A 22,886-nucleotide genomic window follows, 5' to 3' on the forward strand; every position below is an offset into this window, starting at 1 on the left:
TCTTTCTCCCTTCGTCTAACATTTTATTTCTAAAAAAGGACGGGAAACTTCTCCCGGTCCCAATCATTTATTCTACAATCTCAGCAATGACTTCGATTTCGATTTTTACATCACGAGGCAAGCGAGCCACTTCCACTGCCGAACGAGCTGGAAACTCACTCTTAAAGGCTGTTTTGTAGACTTCATTAAATGGCACAAAATCATTGATGTCACTTAGGAAACAGGTTGCCTTGATCACATGGTCAAAATCTGTTCCAGATGCTTCCAAAATAGCTCCTACATTTTTTAAAACTTGCTGGGTCTGCTCTTCAATCGTTGCACCTACAATTTCTCCCGTCTCTGGTGACAAAGGAATCTGACCACTTGCAAATAAAAGGTTGCCAACGATTTTTCCTTGAACATATGGTCCGATTGCTGCCGGTGCTTTATCTGTTTGTACTATTTTTGCCATTGTATTCTCCTCATTTCTTTTATCTTACTTATTATATCATAAAGTCAAAAGACTGACTATTCTTGTCCTCCTTCCCATTGACTTTTAGGAAATTTTTCTTTATGATAGTAAATGCATAATTCAAAACACTTGTTTTGGACTGGTTCGCAAACTTCCCAGTATAAAAAACTAAGTACCCTTATATTCTAAAGTAATGTAATTGCGCATAGTTTTTTCTGGTGTCCTGCCACTTTGGCAGAACTAACTGAGAGGTTGAGACGGAGGTTTCAGCCTTATTTTATTTCTCAAAAGGAGGACCTATGAAAAGAAAAGTTATTATTGACTGCGATCCTGGCATAGACGACAGCCTAGCCCTACTCTATGCCCTGCAACACCCTGACCTGGAAGTCGTTGCTTTGACCATAGTCGCTGGAAATGTCCCAGTAGAACTTGGTCTTGAAAATGCCTTTAAAATCTTAGAAAGGCTGAATAGGCTAGATATTCCAGTCTATGTAGGAGTCGACAAGCCCTTGGTTCGTGACTTCGTCTCCGCTCAGGATACCCACGGCATGGATGGATTGGGGGAAAGCGGGATAACGAGAAGTAGTTCCACCCAAGCCCAGCCAAAAGCTGCTTATGACTTTCTGGCAGGCTACTTCCAAACCAATAAGAATACTTCTATCATCGCGCTAGGACCTTTGACCAATATTGCCTTAGCTCTTAGGAAAAATCCTACACTTGGTCAACAACTAGACCGATTTGTCAGCATGGGCGGCAGCTACAAATCGCATGGGAACTGCTCGCCCGTAGCGGAGTACAACTACTGGTGCGATCCGCATGCAGCCCGAGAAACCTATGAAAAACTTGGAAAAAAGATTGAAATGGTCGGTCTAGATGTCACGCGAAAGATTGTCTTGACGCCTAATCTCTTGGAATATATGCGTTTTATCAATCCTGAAGTCGCTGACTTTATCGGAAAAATCACTCGTTTTTACTGGGATTTTCATTGGGAGTATGAACATATCATCGGCTGTGTCATCAACGATCCATTGGCCGTTGCCCATTTCCTTTATGAAAACCTTTGTCAAGGATTTGACTCCTTCGTCGATATTGCAACGGAAGGCATTGCCATGGGACAAACGCTAGTTGATGCCTATCATTTTTATGGTAAGCAAGCCAATGCCAAGGTACTGACCCAAGTAAACACCCACCTCTTCTTTCAGGATTTTCTCTCCGTGATACTCAACACTTCAAAGGAAATCATCTGCCAAGATCTAGAAACTTTAAATTTAGGATAAGATTATGAAAAAAATAACACCATTTACCATTACATTGACAGCCATCTGCATCGCTCTAAACTATGTCGGTGCCAACATCGCCCTTTTTCTAAAACTTCCTATTTATTTGGATACTTTTGGAACGATATTAGCCAGCCTCGTTTTAGGACCTATTTTCGGAGTAGGAACTGCGCTTGCCAGTGCTCTTATTAGCGCTTTTACAACAGATATCTCTGCTATTTATTTCTCTCCAGTAGCCATTCTTTTGGCTCTGCTCGTCTCAGTCTTTTTCACTGCTGATTCAAAACCAAGACTAAACCTTCTCTGGAAAACGGTTCTAGTCTCTCTGCCAGCAACTGCTTTGGCCTCTCTGATTACTGTGATAGTCTTCAAAGGGATCACTCCGAGCGGTTCCAGCATCATCGTTCAGGGTTTACATGGATTCGGCCTAGATTTGGTGACCAGCACTATCATCGTCCAAGCGCTAACCGACTATGCAGACCGCCTCATCGTTATTGGGGTCAGCCTTGTCTTCATCCCACAACTCAAAAAAGTCATCCCAAGAATCTTTGCAAAATCCAGCAATGCATAAATCAAAAGAACTACTCAGAAAACATGATTTCGAGTAGTTCTTTTGATTTTAACATTTGTTTTTTATAAGTTTTTAAGGTTAAGTTTAAAAAAGGAGTAGGCAGACTCTTCTTGAGTCCAAGCCTACTCACAAGCTACATTCTGAGATTAATTGCGCCCCTTGAGAACAGCCTCAATGATTGCCATTCTGACAAAGACGCCATTTGTCATTTGTTCTACAATTCGAGATTTTGGAGCTTCAACCAAATGGTCTGCAATTTCAACATCGCGATTGACAGGCGCTGGGTGCATCAGGATCGCAGTGTCCTTCATACGATCATAGCGCTCTTGCGTCAAACCATGGAGTTTATGATAATTTTCCTTAGAGAAAATGGAGTTGTAGTCATGGCGTTCGTGCTGTACGCGGAGGAACATCATGACATCCACTTGGTCAATCACTTCGTCAATCGTTACGAACTTACCATAGTCAGCAAATTCCTCACTTCTCCACTCATCTGGACCAGCAAAGAAGAGCTCCGCACCAAGACGTTTTAAGATTTGCATATTAGATTTGGCTACACGAGAGTGATCAAGGTCACCAGCGATAGCTACTTTCAAACCATCGAAATGACCGAACTCTTGGTAAATTGTCATCAAGTCAAGTAAACTTTGGCTTGGGTGCTGACCAGAACCATCACCACCATTTACAATAGAAGTTGTAATTGTTGGACTTTCGATCAATTCTTTATAGTAGTCCACCTCAGGGTGACGGATGACACAGACATCTACACCGAGAGCTGACATAGTCAAAATCGTGTCGTACAAAGTTTCTCCCTTGTTGACTGAGCTTGTCTTGACATCAAAGTCAAGCAGGTCGCATCCAAGTTTTAATTCTGCTACTTCAAAAGCTTTGTGAGTCCTAGTTGAAGATTCAAAGAAGAGATTTGCAACGATATGCTGCTCATCATAATGAACCTTTGCGCCGTTTTTAAATTCAATCCCGCGCTTGATCAAAGCCATTACTTCTTCGTTCGTAAGGTGTTCCATAGATACAAGATTTTTAAGTGCGATTTGATTTGATGACATGATGTTATACTCCTTTTTTATTAAAAACTTTGGACAAATGTAGCGATCTCATCAGCCTAATTTTTAGGTTCTGGCAGGATGAGGTAGAGGGCAATTCCGAGAACAGTTGACAAGGCAACTCCTGAAACTTGCAGACCTGATAGTTGCAAGGTCAGACCACCGATACCAGATACCAGAACGACACTGGCAATCAGCAGGTTCTTTTTGTTGTCAAAATTGGTTTGGGCTTCAATCAGAATTTTCAAACCGCTGGAAGCAATTACCCCGAAGAGGGCGATGGAAATGCCACCCAAAACTGGACTTGGAATCGATTGGAGCAAGGCAGATACTTTCCCAACAAAACTCATGACAATAGCCAATACAGCAGCACCAGCAATCACATAAACACTGTAGATTTTATTGAGCGCCATCACCCCGATATTTTCACCGTAGCTGGTTACTGGCGGAGCACCAAAGATACCCGCGATAACCTGAGCCAGACCGTCTCCAGCTAAAGTCTTATCCAAACCAGGCTCTTTAAAGAAATCCTTGCCTGTCAAGCTATTCAGAACCATTACATGCCCAAAGTGCTCTGTCATCGTTACAAAGGCGATCGGTGCCATTGTTAGAATTGCACTTGGATACAATTTAAAATCATAATCTATAAATGGAAGATTCATCGGTGGAACGTGGAACCAAGAAGCTTTTGTCACGTTAGCAAAAGAGATAATCTCCTGACCTGTCACCGCTCCGACGATCAGAGCGAAGATATAGCCAACAATCAAGCCCAGCAGTACCGGAATAATACCAACGATTTTCTTACCGTAGATGTTAAATAAAATGACACAGAGGAGAGTTACCATCCCGATAGCAAAGTAGGTAATGTCGTAGACCTTCTGGTCTCCAACAGTCTTATACATCACATCGCCAACGGCTGTGCCCGCTAGACTCAGACCAATCACCATGATGATAGGCCCTACCACTACTGGCGGCAAAATCTTATCAATCCAAGCGTTACCTGCGAATTTCACGATGAGGGCTACGATGAAGTAGACCAAACCTCCCGTGATAGCACCTTGCGCAACCGCAGCAATCCCATCTGTCTTCATTAGGATTTGCATGGCAGCGATATAAGCAAAGCTGGAGCCCATATAAGCAGGAATTTTGTACTTGGTCACTGTCAAGTGGGCCAGCGTTCCCAAACCACTTGAAAACAGGGCTACCGCTGGGTCAATTCCCACCAGAATCGGAACCAACACCGTTGCACCAAACATGGCGAATAAATGCTGGAATGAAAGTCCTAAGAGTAAGCCAGGTTTTGGCATATCATGGACATCGTATTTAACTTCTTGACTCATCTTGTCTCCTCCTCTACAATCAGAACTCGGTCCTGACCATCTTTTTCAGTCATTTCAACAATAATCTCTTCAAGGTGGCTCGTTGGAATATTTTTGCCAACATAGTCTGCCCGAATCGGCAACTCACGGTGCCCGCGGTCCACTAGAACAGCGAGGCTGACACGTGATGGCCGCCCATTGCTGACAAGATTATCAATGGCTGCGCGGATAGTTCGGCCTGTATAAAGCACATCGTCAACGATAATCACTTCACGATCAGTAATGTCAACTGGAATCACTGTCGTGTCTTCCTTGACCTTGATATCGTCACGGAAGGGCTTTGTATCCACTTCGCAAACTGGAATCTCAATTTTCTCAAGCTGAGCCAGTCGTTGTTGGATGCGTTTGGCAATGAAAACCCCTCTGGTCTTAATGCCTGCCAAAACAATTTGGCTTAAATCCTTGTTGCGCTCGATGATTTCATAGGTGATTCGCGTGATGGCACGATTCATAGTGATCTCATCGACAACTTCCTTTGTCTTCATCTAAACCTCCTAAAAACATTAAAAAAGCCTCCTTTTGCAAGGAGACCTCAGAAAATAGAGACAGGCTGAAACAAGACGCACTTGTCACACTCCACCCATCATTTTTACTTTGCTCCTTGCCTATCTCTCTGGATAGAATTAAAGGACTATTTAATTGTTTATAACTATACCACAATTTCAATTCTATTTCAAGAAAAAAATGAACTTTTTTTACGATAAATTGCTGGTCCATTTCAACAAAATAAAAAACAGAGAACATCTGTTTTCTATTCCTATTATAAGAATCTAAACTTTCTTCTTTGAAAATGAGATAGATTTGATTCCGTAAAAAATATAACCAAAGACCAGATAGGCCACAAAGATAATCAGGCACATCTTGATGACATAAGGCCAACCATGCTTATAGACATTCAGGAAAAAGTAGGGAAAGGGTTTATCCTTAGCATTCGGAATATCAATTTTCAAGAAAAAACCGTTAATCAGGGCAAAAATCATGTAAATCAAGGGGACACTTGTCCAAGAAATGGGATCAAACCAACGATACTGCCGCGTTTTATCAAATACAAGAGTATCAAAGAAAAACATGAGGGGCACAATGTAATGGCAAAGGAAATTTTCCAGCCGATAAAAATCCGTCGCAATCGGAGCTAAGAGCAAGTGATAAACGACGCAGGTGATCATGATACACATGGTTACCCCGCCCTTCACGCGCAACAGCTTGGGACACTCCCAGTTATTGTCCGTCCACATTCTAAAAATGAGGTAGGCGATAAATAAAAGAACCAGAAGATTAGACAAGACCGTGTAGTACATCAACATTCCCACGCCATACTTGGTGATTTCCAGATAGACTCCGACAAAAGCTAAAATCAGAAGAAGAATACGATAAGAAAGAATTACTTTTTTATTCATAGCGTTTCTCAGATTTTCTTAACAAATTCTGACTTGAGCTTCATCGCACCAAATTCGTCAATCTTACAGTCAATATTATGGTCGCCTTCGACAATACGGATATTTTTCACGCGCGTTCCTTGTTTGAGATCCTTAGGAGCACCTTTGACCTTCAAGTCCTTGATTAAGGTAACTGTATCTCCATCGGCCAACTGGTTTCCGTTCGCATCAATAGCCACTGGCCCAGCTTCTCCTGCTGCAACTTCTGCTGGATCCCATTCGTAGGCACATTCTGGGCAAACTAAAAGAACACCGTCTTCATAAACGTATTCTGAGTTACATTTTGGGCAATTTGGCAAATTATTCATTAAATCATTTCTCCTTATAGACGGACAGACATTCAGAAAAAGAACAGAACCTGAATGACATCCATATTTTACCGTCTTATTATACGATATTTTATCTTATTTGACAAATGTGTCCAGAAAATCATCCTATTTTCAAAAAATTTTCTTGACTTTTGTGACAAAACAATGTACTATTCTAATGTATATACAGTTATTTCAAGGAGATTATTATGAAACCAAAATCTAAAAATCAGTTTATGACACTGACCGCTTTCTTGACTGCCCTAGCCATCGTCATCCCGCTGGTCATGCCGATTAAGATTGTCATTCCGCCCGCTTCCTTTACTTTAGCCAGCCACGTTGCAATCTTTCTAGCCATGTTTATCTCGCCCCTCATGACAGTCATTGTCGTCCTCGGCTCTACCATCGGATTTTTCATGTCTGGCCTTCCTTTCATCATCACCCTGAGAGCCCTGTCTCACCTGCTCTTCGGGACTATCGGCGCTCTTTACCTGCAAAAGCATCCTGGTATATTGGACAATCAGAAAACGACCTGGATCTTTAATTTCGTGCTGGCCCTGATTCATGCCTTTGGTGAGGTAGTGGTCTGCATTCTCTTTTACACAACAACAGCCTATCCAGCGAATGCCTTCTATATCCTCTTCGGTTTAGTTGGATTTGGAACTATCATTCACAGCATGGTGGACTTTGTCATTGCAAAATTTGTCTATCAGGCTCTGAAAAAGATTCGTTAAACCTTGAATCTTCTAGAGATTTGATTTACAATGAAGATATGACAAAAAAACGAAGAAATGATTTATTAGAGCTTTTAAAAGAAGCTCGGCAACCTTTAAACGGACAATTTTTGGCAGAACAATTTCATGTCACTCGCCAAATCATCGTTCAGGATATTGCTCTGCTGCGGGCTGATGGTGCGCCCATTATCAGTACCAATAGGGGCTATCTCTATAGGGAAAGTAATGAACCCGCTCATTGTCATAGGCTCTTTAAACTCAAACACAAGGCGGACGATATCGAAGCCGAACTTTTGGCCATCGTTGATAATGGCGGGCGGGTGCAAAATATCATGATTGAGCATCCTGTCTATGGGGAAATCCAGACCTATCTGAAATTGACCTGCCGTCGCGATGTGCAGCAATTTTTAGAGCAAGTCTCAGAGAGCGATTTTCGTGCTTTATCCGAGCTAACAAATGGAGTTCACTACCATCTAATCGAGGCAGATTCTCAGCAGGACTTAGACTATATTCAGAGAGCTTTAGCTGCACTGGGCTTTCTGCAAGAATAAGCGTGAGGCAAATATTCTAGATTGAGCCAGTTTTGAAGGAAATTCAAGGCTGGTTTTTTATATTTTGAATGAACAAGAAACTTTGTCAGCTTCCTAGAAATAAGGTAAAATAAGAGAAAGAAATCTGTAGGGGGACAGAATGGCAGCAAAAGCTAAATACCAAATCATCATGGATAAAATTATTAGGGACATTGAAAAAGGAAGACTTACTACGGGGCAAAAGATTCCCTCCGTCCGCAAGCTGGCAGACCGCTACCGTTGCAGCAAGGATACTGCCCAGAAGGCTCTGATTGAGCTTCGTTATCAGAAGTACATCTATGCTGTACCTAAGAGTGGCTACTATGTCTTGGAAAATGACCAAAACAAAAAGGAAGATATTGAGCTGGCTGTGACAGACGACCGCCATCAAGCCTATGAAGACTTCCGCCTTTGTGTCAATGAAACGCTGATCGGTCGAGAAAACTATCTTTTTAATTACTACTCCCAGCAAGAAGGACTGGAGGAGCTGCGACAGTCAGTCCAGCGCTTACTCTTGGACTCCGTAGTCTACACTTCTGCAGATAATCTGATTCTGACTTCCGGTACCCAACAAGCCCTCTACATTCTCTCTCAGATTGACTTCCCCAATAACAAAGAGACCATTCTGGTTGAGCAGCCTACCTATCATCGGATCAACGACTTACTGCTAAATCAGAAACTGCCTTATGAGACTATTGAGCGTAAACCGACTGGGATTGACCTGAAAGAATTAGAGCGGATTTTTCAAACAAGGCAAATCAAGTTTTTCTATACGATTCCCCGTTTCCACTATCCACTAGGACATTCCTACAGCCGTCAGGAAAAGGAAGAAATCCTTGCCCTCGCTGAGCGTTATGATATCTATATCGTTGAAGACGACTATCTGGCCGACTTTGATAGTAAGCGAGAACTGCCGTTTTACTATCTAGATGACAGCCAGCATGTTCTCTATATCAAGTCTTTTTCCACCAGCCTTTTTCCCGCCCTGCGCATCACTGCTTTGGCTCTGCCACCTCAGATCCGAGAAACCTTTCTATCCTATAAAAAAGCGGTTGACTACGATAGCAACCTCATCATGCAAAAGGCTCTTTCCCTCTATATTGACAATCTGATGTTTGAAAAGAATCGTCTGGCATTATTGAACCAACTGGAAATTGAAAAAAATGAGGCACAAAAGCTCTTGGACTCTATTCATTTCCCTCTGCCCCACCAATTGACAACCGATGGCGTGATTTTTGACCTCCAATCCCTCTCCTCAGTCAGCTCTCTCAAACATAGCAAGCTGCCGCTGGACTTTTTTGAAAATAGCTACATTCAGACCTGCCCCTACCACTATGCTAAGCTACGGTTTGATGGTTTAAAAGAAAATCTGGAAAAATTGAAAGACTATCTAAAAAAGTTGTAGGCTTATTGTCCTACAACTTTTTTGAATTTCTCCTTGTTTATCAGGCATCCATCATCCCTGCCTGCAGCTGATACATTTTCTTATAGTTCCCATTTTGTGCTAGAAGCTCTTCGTGGCTACCAGACTCAATAATGCGCCCTTTATCTAAAACGTAGATGCAATTAGCATCCTGAATCGTGGACAGCCGATGGGCGATGGCAATAGTGGTTCGCCCCTGCCGCATTTTCCGGAGGGAATGCTGGATCAACTCCTCAGTTTCCGAATCAATATTGGCAGTAGCTTCGTCCAAAATCATGATTTTAGGCTTGGTTGCGATGGTTCTGGCAAAGGCCAAAAGCTGTCGTTGGCCACTAGAGAAGGTGGACCCGCGTTCAGTAACCGGATTATCATATCCCTGAGGCAGTTGGCTGATAAAGTCATGGGCATCAACAAAGCGAGCTGCTTCTTCGACCTCTGCTTGTGACAGACTTTCCTGATACATGCGGATATTGGAGGCAATGGTGCCGTGGTAGAGAAAGGGATCCTGCAAGACAAGACCGATATTGCGGCGTAACTCTGCTTGACTATAGTCTCTGATGTCTCTGCCATCGATAAAAATCCTACCTTTTTCAAATTCATAAAAGCGCAGGAAAAGATTGATAATAGAAGATTTTCCCGAACCCGTTGATCCGACAAAGGCAATCGTCTCACCTTGCTTGACGCTAAAAGAAATATCCTTTAGAATCTCTCTCTTTCCGTCATAGGAAAAGCTCACGTGCTGAAAGTCAATATTGCCTGCCTGAATCTCAGGTCCCTCTTCAGCTTGTTCAGGCTCAAAATCTCGACGATCCATGAGTTCAAAAACACGCTCCGCAGCCACCATGGATGTCTGAAGAACAGAGTAATTTTGCATGACATCAATCAAGGGATTGAAAAGCTGATTGACATACTGGATAAAGGCATACATGACGCCTGCAGTTACTCCAGCTACTTGCCAGCTCAAGCCAAAATAAGTCAGAATAAGAGCATAAGCCAAGATTTTCAGCAAGGACATGGCTGGGCGCAGAAAGAGACTGTTCACATTCAGATAGCGATTACTAAAGTCCAAATGCTCTCCATTGATTACTTCAAATTCTTCGATTAGCCGCTTTTCCTGACTAAAAGCTTGAATGATCCGCATCCCTTCAATGCTCTCAGAAAGTTTGACATTGAGGTCGCTCAGTCTGGCTCGAACTTGCTTGAGCAAGCGATTGGACAGCCGCTGATACAAGATAATCGAGCCAAGCATGATGGGCAAAAAGAGGACAATCAGCAGAGTCAGCCGCCAATTCAGAGCCAGCATGGTTGCAATTGTCACTACCAAGATAAGTATAGAGCTGAGAAAGTTCGAAAAAATACTGCTAAACATATCAGCCACTGACTGGGTATCGTTGGTCAAGCGGGAAACAATAGCTCCTCCTGCAGTCTGATCAAAATACGCCATCCCTAATTGCTGCATATTCGCAAAAGTCTCCTGACGGAGATCGCGGACAATGCTATAAGCCACCCGTGCAAAGGCATACTGCCCCAGAAAAGTAAGGAGCACCCGCAAAAGAAAGAGACCATAGTAAATTCCCAGCAAATAGAGACCACTTGAGGCTGCTTCACGGCTGACAAACTGGTCAATATAAGACCGAGCCAAGAGCGGCAAGGCCGTTGTCACCAGAGTTGTCGCAAAAATAAAGACTAGAGCCAAGAGGCTAATCCATTTGTAGCGCCACATATAATCTAGAAGGCGTCTAAAAGTTGATTGTTTTGTCATTTTGCAGACTCCTCCTCAAAGCGTTCATATAGTTGTTGATTTTGATAGGTTTGAGCATACCAGCCCTGTGCTGCTAGCAATTCTTGGTAGCTACCTCGCTCCTTGATGTGGCCATTCTCCAGCACTAGGATCAAATCCGCATGGACAATGGCTGACAGACGATGGGCAGTGATAATGGTCGTCTTGCCAGCTCGTTCCTGCTTGAGATTTTCTAAAATCACATGCTCGGTCTTGGCATCTACTGCTGACAAGGAATCATCCAAAATCAAAATTTCTGGATTAGTGATGAGGGCTCTGCTCATAGCCAAACGCTGCTTCTGACCGCCAGAAAGCGAGACGCCTCGCTCTCCAAGTAGCGTATCCAAACCATCTGGCATAGCCTTAATATCCTCATAAACACCACACAGCTGGGCTGCTCGGATGACTTGCTCTTCTGACAGTTCTGGATTAGCAAAGCGGATATTGTCCCGAATGGACAGGGCAAAGAGTATCTGATCCTGAGGCACATAACCAATCAGACCACGCAGATCCTTAAGAGCATACTCTCGAATATCGTGGCCATTCAGATAGATTGCTCCTTCTTGAATATCCTGCTCCCGAAGCAAGAGGCGCAGCAAGGTGGTCTTCCCGGATCCAGTCGGCCCAACAATCCCCAAGGTCTGACCTTTTTCTAATGTAAAGTGAATATCCCTCAAAGTCACTTCGTTCTCATAAGCAAAGTAAGCTATCTCATAGTCCAGTCGGCCATTTTGAATACTAGCAAGTGGCTGCTTGGCTTCCTCTACATCCGACTCCTCAGCCAGCAAGTTCTCAATCCGTTCATAGGAAACGGCTCCCCGCTGACTGATATTCACTAGATAACCCATCGCCTGCAGTGGCCACACGAGCATATCCAGATAAGTCATAAAGGTAACCAGATCACCGACTGTAAATTGACCTTTAGAGATAAATATTCCTCCGAAAATCAAAGTCAGAACGTAGGATAAGCCGACAAAAATCAGCACCATAGGGTCAAATAGGGAATTGTACTTGGCAGCCAAGATGTTCTTTTGGTAGACTTCTTGGTTGATAGCTGCAAAGGCCTCCGTCTCTGCATTCTGATAACCAAAAGACTTGGTCACTTTTATCCCCGCTACGCTTTCCTGAACTTTGTTGTTGAGGTCGGAAAAAGCCTCCTGAGCCGCTTTAAAGCTCTCGTGATTCTTCCGACCAATCAAGCTGGTCCCCCAAGACAGAAAGGGCAGAGGGAGAATCGCAATCAAGGTCAGCCGCCAGTCCAAGACCAAGAACATGGTGATGAGGGTCACCAAGGCTGTAATAGAAGCATCTACCGCTGACATAACACCACCGCCAGCTACGCTGACTACCGCATTGATATCATTGGTCGCATGTTCCATGAGGTCACCCGTTCGGTATTTTTGATAAAAACTTGGCGACATTTGCGTAAAATGCTCAAAAAGCCGAAAGCGTAAGATGCGTCCCAGATTATTTGCTGTTCCAAAGATGTAGAGCCGCCAGACATAACGCAAACCATACATAATAAAAGCAGCCAAAATTAAAAGGAGAAGATTATAAGCAAGTTCTCCAGCAGTCAGACTCCGCCTAGCAATTCTATCTATGACCTGCCCAATGACTCGTGGCGGAATCAGATTAAAAACACTGACCAGAGACAAGGCCAAAATGCCGATCATATAACGCCGCTTCTCCAGTTTAAAAAACCAGTCCAGTTTTCTGATAAGATTCATTTTGTTTCCTCATTCCAAACAAAGGACGGACAGCCCTTAATCCGACTGTCCGTTTCTCACTATCTCTATTATACGCTATTTCATCTAAAAATGAAACTCAGGCAAACTATGCTCATCTTTTCTTAGTCAGGACAAAGCTGGTGTCCAACAAATCAAAAAGTTGCTGGTCGGGCAAGGTTCCATCTAAGGGCAGGCTGAGCCAGTATTTTTTATTCATATGAAAGGCGGGATAAATTCCCTTTTGATGAATAAGTTCCGCAACTCGGTCACTCTTGACATTGAGAACCTCGATCGCACCATTGCGCTCCTTTTCAAACTTAGACCAATCGGTCGTCAAAAAAGCTCCGTACCATTTCTTACTATCCTGATGGCGAAAAACAGCGGCTCTATTAGCGCTTTTACGAGAAGAATTTTCCCAAAGATACTCCAACTGCCCTTGATAAGTAGTCGCCACATAGCTACTCAGTCGCTGACTTTGCTCATAAAGAAAGCCTACTTCCTCAAAGCAATGCTGCCGAATATCCAGCAAAACCTCCTGACAGGCCGCCCTGACTTGTCCGACAAATTCTCCAGCCATACTTTCTATCTTGACTTGTCGATATTCGTCACCTGTATCCAAGTCAAGCACCTGAAAATCCAGCTTTCCATCAGAAATCAGCACATCCATCCGGAAGTCACAAGCCATGATCTCAGTCGAATAACTGTATTCTACACCAGACCTGACAAAGCCATAATCCAGCAAACTTTCTTCCTTCAGCCTGTATTTTTCAAATAAATCCAGCATGAACTTTCCTGCTAAAATACTACTTTGGTGCCGTGCAATTGATCGACACCCAAAGTGTCAGCAATCTCAACACGATTTTCTAGGTTAATCCCACCACCAGGTAAAATCTCTATCCGCCCTGCCGCATGCTCAATCAATTCATCCAGCCAAGCCAAATGCTCTAGAATGGACTCTGACGCTGGCCCGCCATGAGTCAAAATCCGCTTAACTCCATGTTCAACCAGCCAGTCTAGCTCTCCGAACTGATATTCAGCAGGAATAGCATCAAAAGCCATATGAAAGACCACATCCAGCCCCTGAGCCGCCTCAAGCAGCCGCTCCATCTTAGGATAATCAATCTCATTATTTTCCGTTAAGGCACCAAAAACGAGGCCATGGCTCCCTGCTTCACGTGCCTTCTGAATGTCCGAGAGCATTATCTCGATTTCCATATCTGAATAGACAAAATTTCCACCACGAGGACGAATCATGATCATCACAGTCGCATCATAAGGCTTGACCATTCGTACTGCAGCCTCAATGACACCGTAGCTCGGCGTTGTTCCACCAACTGTTAGGTTATCACACAGCTCAACCCGCTTCGCTCCAGCCTCTAAAGCCTTGTCTAGCAAGGTAATATTCTCTGCACAAAATTCATAAATCATGGCACTACCTCTTATTTACTATATTGATTTTCTACTTTTTATTATATCACAAAATTCCCTTTAACATGCACCCCTAGCATATTTGCCACTGCTTTTCTCAATCATTTTATATTCATAGGCTTGCAAAAAATCCTATTCTTCAAGCTTATAAGGCTTATTTTCAACTATTTCCATTGCGCTCATCTTCCAAGCCTTTTCAACTATAGAAATGGTGACTTTCGGATGTCTTTTGTTCAAGATTGTGCTAAAATAGACTTAATCTATGAAAACAAGGAGCCTTTATGAAATACCCTAATCTTTTAGATCGTTTCCTGACCTATGTCAAGGTCAATACACGCTCAGACGAGACATCTACTACTACACCCAGCACCCAAAGTCAGGTGGACTTTGCTAACAATATCCTCATTCCTGAGATGAAGCGAGTTGGCTTGGAAAATGTCTACTACCTGCCCAACGGCTTTGCGATTGGAACTCTGCCTGCCAACGACCCAAGCTTTACCCGTAAGATTGGCTTTATTTCCCACATGGATACGGCGGATTTCAACGCAGAAAACATCCAGCCACAGGTCATTGAGAATTATGACGGCGGTGTGATACCGCTTGGGCAATCTGGCTTTAGCCTAGACCCTGCAGACTTCGCCAGTCTCCATAAATACAAGGGCCAAACCTTAATTACGACTGATGGAACCACCCTTCTGGGAGCAGACGACAAGTCAGGTATTGCTGAAATCATGACTGCTATCGAATACCTGTCGGCCCATCCAGAAATCAAGCATGGAGAAATCCGCGTTGGCTTTGGTCCAGACGAAGAAATCGGTATCGGAGCTGATAAATTTGACGCTGAAGACTTTGATGTGGACTTTGCCTACACAGTGGACGGTGGGCCTCTAGGCGAGCTCCAGTACGAGACCTTTAGCGCTGCTGGAGCAGAATTGACCTTCCAAGGCCGCAATGTCCATCCGGGAACTGCTAAGGATCAGATGGTCAATGCACTCCAGCTGGCTATTGACTTCCACAACCAGCTGCCAGAAGACGACCGACCAGAGAAGACCGATGGCTACCAAGGCTTCTACCACCTGATGAACCTGACCGGAACTGTCGAAGAAGCTCAGGCTAGCTACATTGTCCGTGACTTTGAGGCAGAAGCTTTTGAAAATCGCAAGGCTGCTATGCGGGCCATTGCTGATAAGATGAACCAAGAGCTGGGCAGCGAGCGCGTTATCCTAACTCTCAAAGACCAGTATTACAACATGAAGCAGGTCATTGAAAAGGACATGACACCTATCCATATCGCCAAAGCAGTCATGGAAAGTCTCGACATCCAGCCTATTATCGAACCAATCCGTGGCGGAACTGACGGCTCTAAAATTTCCTTTATGGGTATTCCGACACCAAACCTCTTCGCCGGTGGTGAAAACATGCACGGCCGCTTCGAATATGTCAGCTTAGAAACCATGGAACGCGCTGTCGATACCATCATTGGCATCGTCTCTTATCAAGAATAAATAAAAAACAGAAATTCATAAGGAATTTCTGTTTTTTTGCCTTTTAAAACTGAAAGTTAAGCTAATAGCAACCGCTCCAAGAGCAAACAAGGAGAAGACCAATTGGTCCTCTCCAAAGTTTAGCATGTATCAGGTCGTTATAGTCGACAAAAAACTGTAATGACAGATTCAATTAAGCTTCTGGACCGTTGATTACCTCTATAATCTTCTCAATAATCTCATTATCTAGATACTGTTCAAACTGAGGCAAGTATTCATAATAATTCTTATAAGTATCGGCCTGTCCTGCCATAATCAAAGCTCTGAAGCCTTGGTAGGCAACTTCAAAATTCCCTATTTTGACACCATTTTCTAACAATTCAAATGGAATCCAATAGTCATAAACCCTGTTCCAGCTGAAAAGACTATCCGGATTCAATTCTAAATCCTTAGCCATATAAGCATAAGCAAAAGCAATGTGATGCTGCCCTGCTTCTCTATATAATTTGGCTAATTGAGACCATGCTTCAGCGCGATTAGGGTTAATCTGGATAGCTTTTTCCAAATACTCCCGTCCTTCAAGAGCTTTCCCTTCATTTTCATAAATTTGCGCTATTTCTAGACAAGAATAATAAGCTTCCTCTGACCATCCATCCGTCATAACTGCACGTTTTTTGAACCAAGACAAGGCCTCCTGATATAAACCTGCATCACGATAAGATCTCGCGCAATAAAAGGTATATCTAGGCTCTAAATCAGGGTCTTGATTATTATAAACAGCATTTGCAAGTACAGTTGCATCATGATAATATTTATCATCGTCTAGACTTCGTGCGCCTCTTGTTCTTGCAATGACTGAATAAGGTCCTACAAGATTTCCATAACTGGCACCTTCAGGCAATTCAATAAATTCATGCACGACTCCTCGCCAATAAATTTCTGGATTATTTTTAACAAGAGCTACACGACGAAATGAAAGAACTCCACTCTCATCTGAAAAATTGAGATAATAGGCATCTGCTTCAAGATCAGTAGAGATTTTTAAACTACCTTCAACGAAATCATCTGCATCAAAGATTAGAATATAGTCTCCCTTTCCTCTTGCATAATTTAGGGCTAAATTTCTATTATGTGCAAAGTTTTGCCATTCATCTTTGTGCAATTCTCCTGGAATCCCCACCTCACTAAAAAAGTTCAAGATGAGGTTTTCCGTTCCATCTGTGGAGCCAGTGTCAGAAATGACCCAGTAGTCAAATGTGATTGAATTGACCAAATTTTGGAGTGTTTCCAAAATTATATGGGCTTCATTTTTTACAATCATATTCAATACAATTGATGACATTCAATTCCTCCAAAACATTAATACAACAAAACTAGAGGCTAGTAGAATTTTAATAATCCTAATAGCCTCTGTTTTACTCTAAACTTGATATTGCTTAAATTTTATAAAGAGAATATCTTAGAGTTCTTCTTCTTTTCGCTTAGAAACACCTAAGGCAGCTAGAAGTGCAGCTGATAGAAGTCCTGCGCCTACCACACCTACTTCATGGTTGCTATTGTCACCAGTCTTAGGAAGGGTTCCTGACTTAGCTACTACTTTGGTTGTTCCTGCAGGTTTTGTTGGCTTAGCTGGAACTGTTGGAGCTGTTGGAACTACTGGTTTTATTGGATTAGTAGGACCTGTAGGACCAGTTGGGCCGGTTGGACCAGTTGGGCCGGTTGGACCGGTTGGGCCGGTTGGGCCGGTTGGACCTGTAGGGCCGGTTGGACCAGTTGGACCTGTAGGGCCGGTTGGACCAGTTGGACCTGTAGGACCAGTTGGACCGGTTGGACCTGTAGGGCCGGTTGGACCAGTTGGACCGGTTGGACCTGTAGGACCGGTTGGACCTGTAGGGCCGGTTGGGCCGGTTGGACCTGTAGGACCGGTTGGACCAGTTGGGCCAGTTACACCCTTGCCATCTTTACCGTCCTTACCATCTTTTCCATCTTTACCATCTTTACCATCTTTTCCGTCTTTGCCGTCCTTACCATCTTTACCATTTCTGATAATTGTAGAAGATGTTACTTCATCAGAATCAACCTTACCATTGTTATTCTTATCAATTCCAACAAGAATAGTAACACTACCATCTTCATTTTCAACGAGCGTTACAAGTGAGCTTTGACCATCTTTTCCATCTTTGCCGTCCTTGCCATCTTTACCGTCTTTTCCATCTTTAACGATAGTAGCAGAGGTTACTTCATCTGAATCAAGCTTACCATTGCCATTTGTATCAAAACCAATCTTAATAGTGTGTGTACCATTTTGGTTATCAACTACTTCTGCTAATGGTGTCTTACCATCTTTACCGTCTTTCACGATAGTCGTTGAAGTTACTTCACTTGGATCAAGCTTACCGTCGCCATTCTTATCAAGACCAACTTTAACAGTATGAGTACCGTCGTTGTTGTTAACTACTTCAGTTAATGATGATTTACCATCTGCACCAGTTGCGCCTGTCGCTCCTGTAGCACCATCTTTCACGATAGTTGTTGAGGTTACTTCACTTGGATCAAGCTTACCGTCGCCGTTCTTATCGAGACCGACCTTAACAGTGTGCGTACCATCGTTATTGTTAACTACTTCAGTTAATGATGATTTACCATCTGCACCAGTTGCGCCTGTCGCTCCTGTAGCACCATCTTTCACGATAGTTGTTGAGGTTACTTCACTTGGATCAAGCTTACCGTCGCCGTTCTTATCGAGACCGACCTTAACAGTGTGCGTACCATCGTTATTGTTAACTACTTCAGTTAATGATGATTTACCATCTTCACCTTTATCGCCCTTAGCTCCGGTCGCTCCTGTAGCACCAGTTGCACCATCTTTCACAATAGTCGTTGACGTTACTTCACTTGGATCAAGCTTACCGTCACCATTCTTATCGAGTCCGACCTTAACAGTATGGGTACCGTCGTTGTTGTTAACTACTTCAGCTAATGGAGATTTACCATCCTTACCGTCTTTAACGATGGTAGATGAGGTTACTTCGTCTGAATCCAACTGACCGTTGCCATTCTTATCGAGTCCGACTTGAACAGTATGGGTGCCATCGTTGTTGTCTACAACCTTAGCCAATGATGGCTTGCCATCCGCTCCGGTTGCGCCTGTAGCACCAGTTGCGCCATCTTTGACGATAGTTGTTGATGTTACTTCACTTGGATCAAGCTTACCATCACCATTCTTATCAAGACCAACTTTAACAGTATGAGTACCGTCGTTGTTGTTAACTACTTCAGCTAATGGAGATTTACCATCCTTACCGTCTTTAACGATGGTAGATGAGGTTACTTCGTCTGAATCCAACTGACCATTGCCGTTCTTATCGAGTCCGACTTGAACAGTGTGAGTGCCATTGTTGTTGTCTACAACCTTAGCCAATGATGGTTTACCATCCGCTCCTGTTGCACCGTCTTTAACGATAGTCGTTGACGTTACTTCACTTGGATCAAGCTTACCGTCGCCATTCTTATCGAATCCAACTTTAACAGTATGAGTACCGTCGTTATTGTTAACTACTTCAGTTAATGATGATTTACCATCTTCACCTTTATCGCCCTTAGCTCCGGTCGCACCAGTTGCGCCGTCTTTCACGATAGTTGTTGACGTTACTTCACTTGGATCAAGTTTACCGTCGCCGTTCTTATCGAGTCCAACTTTAACAGTATGGGTACCATCGTGGTTATCAACTACTTCAGTTAATGATGATTTACCATCCTTACCATCTGCACCAGTTGCGCCGTCTTTAACGATAGTCGTTGATGTTACTTCACTTGGATCAAGTTTACCGTCGCCGTTCTTATCGAGTCCAACCTTAACAGTATGCGTACCGTCGTTGTTGTTAACTACTTCAGTTAATGATGATTTACCATCTTTACCATCCGCACCAGTTGCTCCAGTAGCACCGGTTGCGCCATCTTTAACGATAGTTGTTGAAGTTACTTCACTTGGATCAAGTTTACCATCACCATTCTTGTCGATTCCAACTTTAACAGTATGAGTACCATCATGGTTGTCAACTACTTCAGTTAATGATGATTTGCCATCTTCACCCTTGGCTCCGGTTGCACCTGTTGCGCCATCTTTGACGATAGTTGTTGAGGTCACTTCGCTTGGATCAAGCTTACCATCACCGTTCTTATCAAGACCAACTTTAACAGTATGAGTACCGTCGTTGTTGTTAACTACTTCAGCTAATGGAGATTTACCATCCTTACCGTCTTTAACGATGGTAGATGAGGTTACTTCATCTGGATCGAGCTGGCCATTGCCATTCTTATCAAGACCGACTTTAACAGTGTGAGTGCCATCGTTATTGTCTACAACCTTGGCCAATGATGGCTTGCCATCCGCTCCAGTTGCTCCTGTAGCACCTGTTGCGCCAGCTTTTCCATCTTTGACGATAGTTGAAGATGTTACTTCATCTGGATCCAACTGGCCGTTATTGTTCTTATCAAGTCCGACTTGAACAGTATGGGTGCCGTTGTTGTTATCGACAACCTTAGCTAATGGAGATTTTCCATCCTTTCCGTCTTTGACGATAGTAGATGAGGTTACCTCGTCTGGATCCAATTGGCCATTGCCATTCTTATCCAGACCAACTTTAACAGTGTGAGTGCCGTTGTTATTATCGACAACTTGGGCTAATGATGGCTTACCATCTTCTCCTTTTGCTCCGGTAGCTCCGGTCGCGCCTGTTGCTCCAGTTGCGCCGGCTTTTCCATCCTTACCATCTTTGATGATTGTAGATGATGTTACTTCGTCTGGATCCAACTGACCATTTCCGTTCTTATCAAGTCCAACTTTAACAGTATGAGTACCGTCGTTGTTGTCTACGACTTGCGCCAATGATGGCTTGCCTTCTTCTCCTTTGGCACCAGTTGCGCCTGTTGCTCCAGTTTCACCTTTATCGCCTTTAGCTCCGGTCGCACCTGTTGCACCAGCTTTTCCATCCTTACCATCTTTGACGATAGTTGAAGATGTCACTTCGTCTGGATCAAGCTGACCATTGTTGTTCTTATCGAGTCCGACTTGAACAGTATGGGTGCCATTGTTGTTATCAACAACTTTAGCTAGTGGAGACTCACCATCCTTCCCGTCTTTAACGATGGTAGATGATGTTACTTCGTCTGGATCCAACTGACCATTGCCGTTCTTATCCAGACCAACTTTAACAGTGTGAGTGCCATCGTTGTTGTCTACGACTTGAGCCAATGATGGCTTGCCATCTTCTCCTTTAGCGCCAGTCGCACCTGTTGCGCCTGTTTCACCTTTATCGCCTTTAGCTCCAGTGGCGCCTGTTTCACCTTTATCACCCTTAGCTCCGGTTGCGCCAGCTTTTCCATCCTTACCATCTCTGATGATTGTAGATGATGTTACTTCGTCTGGATCAAGCTCACCATTACCGTTCTTATCAAGTCCGACTTGAACAGTGTGAGTGCCGTTATTGTTATCGACAACCTTAGCCAATGGAGATTTACCATCCTTACCGTCTTTAACGATGGTAGATGAGGTTACTTCGTCTGGATCGAGCTGACCATTGCCATTCTTATCCAGACCAACTTTAACAGTGTGAGTGCCGTTGTTATTATCGACAACTTGGGCTAATGATGGCTTACCATCTTCTCCTTTAGCTCCGGTCGCGCCTGTTGCACCTGTTGCACCAGCTTTTCCATCTTTAATGACTGTAGAAGATGTCACTTCATCTGGATCCAATTGGCCATTGCCATTCTTATCCAAACCGACTTGAACAGTATGGGTGCCGTTGTTGTTATCAACAACCTTAGCTAGTGGAGATTTTCCATCCTTACCATCTTTAACAATGGTAGATGAGGTTACTTCGTCTGGATCCAATTGGCCATTGCCGTTCTTATCCAGACCAACTTTAACAGTATGCGTGCCGTTGTTATTATCGACAACTTGGGCTAATGATGGCTTACCATCTTCGCCTTTAGCGCCAGTCGCACCTGTTTCACCTTTATCACCCTTAGCTCCAGTTGCACCAGTAGCACCAGTGGCACCGGTTGCGCCAGCTTCTCCATCCTTACCATCTTTAATGATTGTAGATGAAGTTACTTCGTCTGGATCAAGCTCACCATTACCGTTCTTATCAAGACCGACTTGAACTGTGTGTGTGCCATTGTTATTATCGACAACCTTAGCTAGCGGAGATTTTCCATCCTTACCGTCTTTAACGATGGTAGATGATGTTACTTCGTCTGGATCCAACTGACCGTTGCCATTCTTATCAAGTCCAACTTTTACAGTGTGCGTGCCGTCGTTGTTGTCTACGACTTGCGCCAATGATAGCTTACCATCTTCTCCTTTGGCACCGGTTGCACCTGTTGCTCCAGTTTCACCTTTATCGCCTTTGGCTCCGGTCGCGCCTGTTGCACCTGTTTCACCTTTAGCTCCGGTCGCACCTGTGGCTCCAGTTTCACCTTTATCGCCCTTAGCTCCGGTTGCGCCTGTTGCACCAGCTTTTCCATCCTTACCATCTTTGATGATTGTAGATGAAGTTACTTCGTCTGGATCAAGCTCACCGTTACCGTTCTTATCAAGACCGACTTGAACAGTATGAGTACCGTTGTTGTTGTCAACAACCTTAGCTAGTGGAGATTTACCATCTTTTCCGTCTTTAACGATAGTAGATGAGGTTACTTCATCTGGATCGAGCTGGCCATTGCCATTCTTATCCAGACCAACTTTAACAGTGTGAGTGCCGTTGTTATTATCGACAACTTGGGCTAATGATGGCTTGCCATCTTCACCTTTGGCACCAGTGGCCCCTGTTTCACCTTTATCGCCTTTAGCTCCGGTCGCGCCTGTAGCTCCAGTTGCGCCTGTTTCACCTTTATCACCCTTAGCTCCTGTTGCACCGGTAGCACCTGTAGCTCCAGTTGCGCCAGCTTTGCCATCCTTACCATCTTTGATGATTGTAGATGAGGTTACTTCATCTGGATCGAGCTCACCGTTACCGTTCTTATCCAAACCGACTTGAACAGTATGGGTGCCGTTGTTGTTATCGACAACTTTAGCTAGTGGAGATTTACCATCCTTACCGTCTTTAACGATAGTAGATGAGGTTACTTCATCTGGATCCAATTGGCCATTGCCGTTCTTATCAAGACCAACTTTAACAGTGTGTGTACCGTCGTTGTTGTCTACGACTTGCGCCAATGATGGCTTGCCATCTTCACCTTTGGCACCAGTTGCGCC

The 22,886-nt window shown here is 43.7% G+C and carries 18 protein-coding genes and 1 riboswitch; of the genes, 6 read left to right on the plus strand and 12 right to left on the minus strand.

The window, feature by feature from the left end; genetic code table 11:
• Window positions 1-67 precede the first annotated feature (67 nt).
• Window positions 68-451 carry a RidA family protein gene (locus D8790_RS05700; protein ID WP_125387902.1) on the minus strand — a complete coding sequence of 128 codons (384 nt, stop codon included), beginning with the start codon at window positions 449-451 and terminating at the stop codon, window positions 68-70.
• A gap of 133 nt (window positions 452-584) precedes the next feature.
• A riboswitch (PreQ1 riboswitch) is annotated at window positions 585-629 on the plus strand.
• 121 nt (window positions 630-750) lie between these two features.
• Here D8790_RS05700 and D8790_RS05705 point away from each other — a divergent pair.
• Both D8790_RS05705 and D8790_RS05710 read left to right on the plus strand, forming a co-directional pair.
• Complete coding sequence (locus D8790_RS05705; protein WP_125387903.1) at window positions 751-1,728, plus strand: nucleoside hydrolase; 978 nt, start codon at window positions 751-753, stop codon at window positions 1,726-1,728.
• A gap of 4 nt (window positions 1,729-1,732) precedes the next feature.
• Window positions 1,733-2,299 (plus strand): ECF transporter S component, encoded by a 567-nt coding sequence (locus D8790_RS05710; protein ID WP_125387904.1) that lies wholly within the window; start codon window positions 1,733-1,735, stop codon window positions 2,297-2,299.
• Window positions 2,300-2,445: 146 nt separating this feature from the next.
• On the opposite strand, the gene D8790_RS05715 is transcribed toward D8790_RS05710, so the two are convergent.
• From D8790_RS05715 to D8790_RS05735, 5 genes are all read right to left on the minus strand, one after another.
• Window positions 2,446-3,363, minus strand: coding sequence for an aspartate carbamoyltransferase catalytic subunit (locus D8790_RS05715; RefSeq protein ID WP_061422925.1), 918 nt, complete (start codon window positions 3,361-3,363; stop codon window positions 2,446-2,448).
• Window positions 3,364-3,419: 56 nt separating this feature from the next.
• Entirely contained in the window at window positions 3,420-4,700 is a 1,281-nt protein-coding gene (locus tag D8790_RS05720; RefSeq protein WP_045497156.1) for a uracil-xanthine permease family protein, read from the minus strand.
• On the minus strand, window positions 4,697-5,224 hold the full coding sequence (gene pyrR / locus D8790_RS05725) for a bifunctional pyr operon transcriptional regulator/uracil phosphoribosyltransferase PyrR (RefSeq protein WP_005590199.1): 528 nt from the start codon (window positions 5,222-5,224) through the stop codon (window positions 4,697-4,699). Before pyrR ends, D8790_RS05720 begins: the two co-directional genes overlap by 4 nt.
• 285 nt (window positions 5,225-5,509) lie before the next feature.
• Window positions 5,510-6,136, minus strand: a complete 627-nt coding sequence (locus tag D8790_RS05730; protein ID WP_125387905.1) for a Pr6Pr family membrane protein — start codon at window positions 6,134-6,136, stop codon at window positions 5,510-5,512.
• A gap of 8 nt (window positions 6,137-6,144) precedes the next feature.
• A complete protein-coding gene (locus D8790_RS05735) occupies window positions 6,145-6,483 on the minus strand; it encodes a zinc ribbon domain-containing protein YjdM (RefSeq protein WP_125387906.1) in 339 nt (112 codons plus the stop codon).
• 209 nt (window positions 6,484-6,692) lie between these two features.
• Between D8790_RS05735 and D8790_RS05740 the strand changes: the two genes are divergently transcribed.
• The 3 genes from D8790_RS05740 to D8790_RS05750 all read left to right on the plus strand — a co-directional run bounded on the left by D8790_RS05740 (window position 6,693) and on the right by D8790_RS05750 (window position 9,191).
• Entirely contained in the window at window positions 6,693-7,217 is a 525-nt protein-coding gene (locus D8790_RS05740; RefSeq protein WP_125387907.1) for an ECF transporter S component, read from the plus strand.
• Between the two features lie 38 nt (window positions 7,218-7,255).
• A complete protein-coding gene (locus tag D8790_RS05745) occupies window positions 7,256-7,768 on the plus strand; it encodes a transcription repressor NadR (protein ID WP_125387908.1) in 513 nt (170 codons plus the stop codon).
• A gap of 139 nt (window positions 7,769-7,907) precedes the next feature.
• Complete coding sequence (locus D8790_RS05750) at window positions 7,908-9,191, plus strand: aminotransferase-like domain-containing protein (RefSeq protein ID WP_125387909.1); 1,284 nt, start codon at window positions 7,908-7,910, stop codon at window positions 9,189-9,191.
• A gap of 40 nt (window positions 9,192-9,231) precedes the next feature.
• Here D8790_RS05750 and D8790_RS05755 read toward each other — a convergent pair whose 3' ends face one another.
• From D8790_RS05755 to D8790_RS05770, 4 genes are all read right to left on the minus strand, one after another.
• Window positions 9,232-10,971, minus strand: a complete 1,740-nt coding sequence (locus D8790_RS05755; RefSeq protein WP_125387910.1) for an ABC transporter ATP-binding protein — start codon at window positions 10,969-10,971, stop codon at window positions 9,232-9,234.
• Window positions 10,968-12,716 (minus strand): ABC transporter ATP-binding protein, encoded by a 1,749-nt coding sequence (locus D8790_RS05760; RefSeq protein ID WP_125387911.1) that lies wholly within the window; start codon window positions 12,714-12,716, stop codon window positions 10,968-10,970. The genes D8790_RS05755 and D8790_RS05760 overlap by 4 nt, the downstream gene beginning before the upstream one ends.
• A 112-nt stretch (window positions 12,717-12,828) precedes the next feature.
• Window positions 12,829-13,500, minus strand: coding sequence for an MmcQ/YjbR family DNA-binding protein (locus D8790_RS05765; RefSeq protein WP_125387912.1), 672 nt, complete (start codon window positions 13,498-13,500; stop codon window positions 12,829-12,831).
• An 11-nt stretch (window positions 13,501-13,511) separates the two neighbouring features.
• The gene (locus D8790_RS05770; RefSeq protein ID WP_125387913.1) at window positions 13,512-14,144 is read right to left on the minus strand and encodes a copper homeostasis protein CutC; all 633 of its coding nucleotides are present in this window, start codon (window positions 14,142-14,144) and stop codon (window positions 13,512-13,514) included.
• A gap of 281 nt (window positions 14,145-14,425) precedes the next feature.
• Between D8790_RS05770 and pepT the strand changes: the two genes are divergently transcribed.
• On the plus strand, window positions 14,426-15,649 hold the full coding sequence (gene pepT, locus D8790_RS05775) for a peptidase T (protein WP_125387914.1): 1,224 nt from the start codon (window positions 14,426-14,428) through the stop codon (window positions 15,647-15,649).
• Window positions 15,650-15,821: 172 nt separating this feature from the next.
• On the opposite strand, the gene D8790_RS05780 is transcribed toward pepT, so the two are convergent.
• Window positions 15,822-16,970 (minus strand): glycosyltransferase, encoded by a 1,149-nt coding sequence (locus D8790_RS05780; RefSeq protein ID WP_125387915.1) that lies wholly within the window; start codon window positions 16,968-16,970, stop codon window positions 15,822-15,824.
• A gap of 117 nt (window positions 16,971-17,087) precedes the next feature.
• On the minus strand, window positions 17,088-22,886 hold a 5,799-nt coding region (locus D8790_RS10740; RefSeq protein WP_221765900.1), incomplete at its 5' end, for a collagen-flanked surface repeat-containing protein.

It is taken from the genome of Streptococcus cristatus, assembly GCF_003943535.1.
GTDB classification, from domain to species: Bacteria; Bacillota; Bacilli; order Lactobacillales; family Streptococcaceae; genus Streptococcus; species Streptococcus cristatus_L.

Coding starts and splice junctions, on each gene's coding strand:
- D8790_RS05705 (WP_125387903.1), top strand. CDS start 751: ATGAAAAGAAAAGTTATTATTGACTGCGATCCTGGCATAGACGACAGC.
- D8790_RS05765 (WP_125387912.1), bottom strand. CDS start 13,500: ATGCTGGATTTATTTGAAAAATACAGGCTGAAGGAAGAAAGTTTGCTG.
- D8790_RS05755 (WP_125387910.1), bottom strand. CDS start 10,971: ATGACAAAACAATCAACTTTTAGACGCCTTCTAGATTATATGTGGCGC.
- D8790_RS05760 (WP_125387911.1), bottom strand. CDS start 12,716: ATGAATCTTATCAGAAAACTGGACTGGTTTTTTAAACTGGAGAAGCGG.
- pyrR (WP_005590199.1), bottom strand. CDS start 5,224: ATGAAGACAAAGGAAGTTGTCGATGAGATCACTATGAATCGTGCCATC.
- D8790_RS05735 (WP_125387906.1), bottom strand. CDS start 6,483: ATGAATAATTTGCCAAATTGCCCAAAATGTAACTCAGAATACGTTTAT.
- D8790_RS05715 (WP_061422925.1), bottom strand. CDS start 3,363: ATGTCATCAAATCAAATCGCACTTAAAAATCTTGTATCTATGGAACAC.
- D8790_RS05770 (WP_125387913.1), bottom strand. CDS start 14,144: ATGATTTATGAATTTTGTGCAGAGAATATTACCTTGCTAGACAAGGCT.
- D8790_RS05745 (WP_125387908.1), top strand. CDS start 7,256: ATGACAAAAAAACGAAGAAATGATTTATTAGAGCTTTTAAAAGAAGCT.
- pepT (WP_125387914.1), top strand. CDS start 14,426: ATGAAATACCCTAATCTTTTAGATCGTTTCCTGACCTATGTCAAGGTC.
- D8790_RS05730 (WP_125387905.1), bottom strand. CDS start 6,136: ATGAATAAAAAAGTAATTCTTTCTTATCGTATTCTTCTTCTGATTTTA.
- D8790_RS05720 (WP_045497156.1), bottom strand. CDS start 4,700: ATGAGTCAAGAAGTTAAATACGATGTCCATGATATGCCAAAACCTGGC.
- D8790_RS05700 (WP_125387902.1), bottom strand. CDS start 451: ATGGCAAAAATAGTACAAACAGATAAAGCACCGGCAGCAATCGGACCA.
- D8790_RS05750 (WP_125387909.1), top strand. CDS start 7,908: ATGGCAGCAAAAGCTAAATACCAAATCATCATGGATAAAATTATTAGG.
- D8790_RS05710 (WP_125387904.1), top strand. CDS start 1,733: ATGAAAAAAATAACACCATTTACCATTACATTGACAGCCATCTGCATC.
- D8790_RS05780 (WP_125387915.1), bottom strand. CDS start 16,970: ATGTCATCAATTGTATTGAATATGATTGTAAAAAATGAAGCCCATATA.
- D8790_RS05740 (WP_125387907.1), top strand. CDS start 6,693: ATGAAACCAAAATCTAAAAATCAGTTTATGACACTGACCGCTTTCTTG.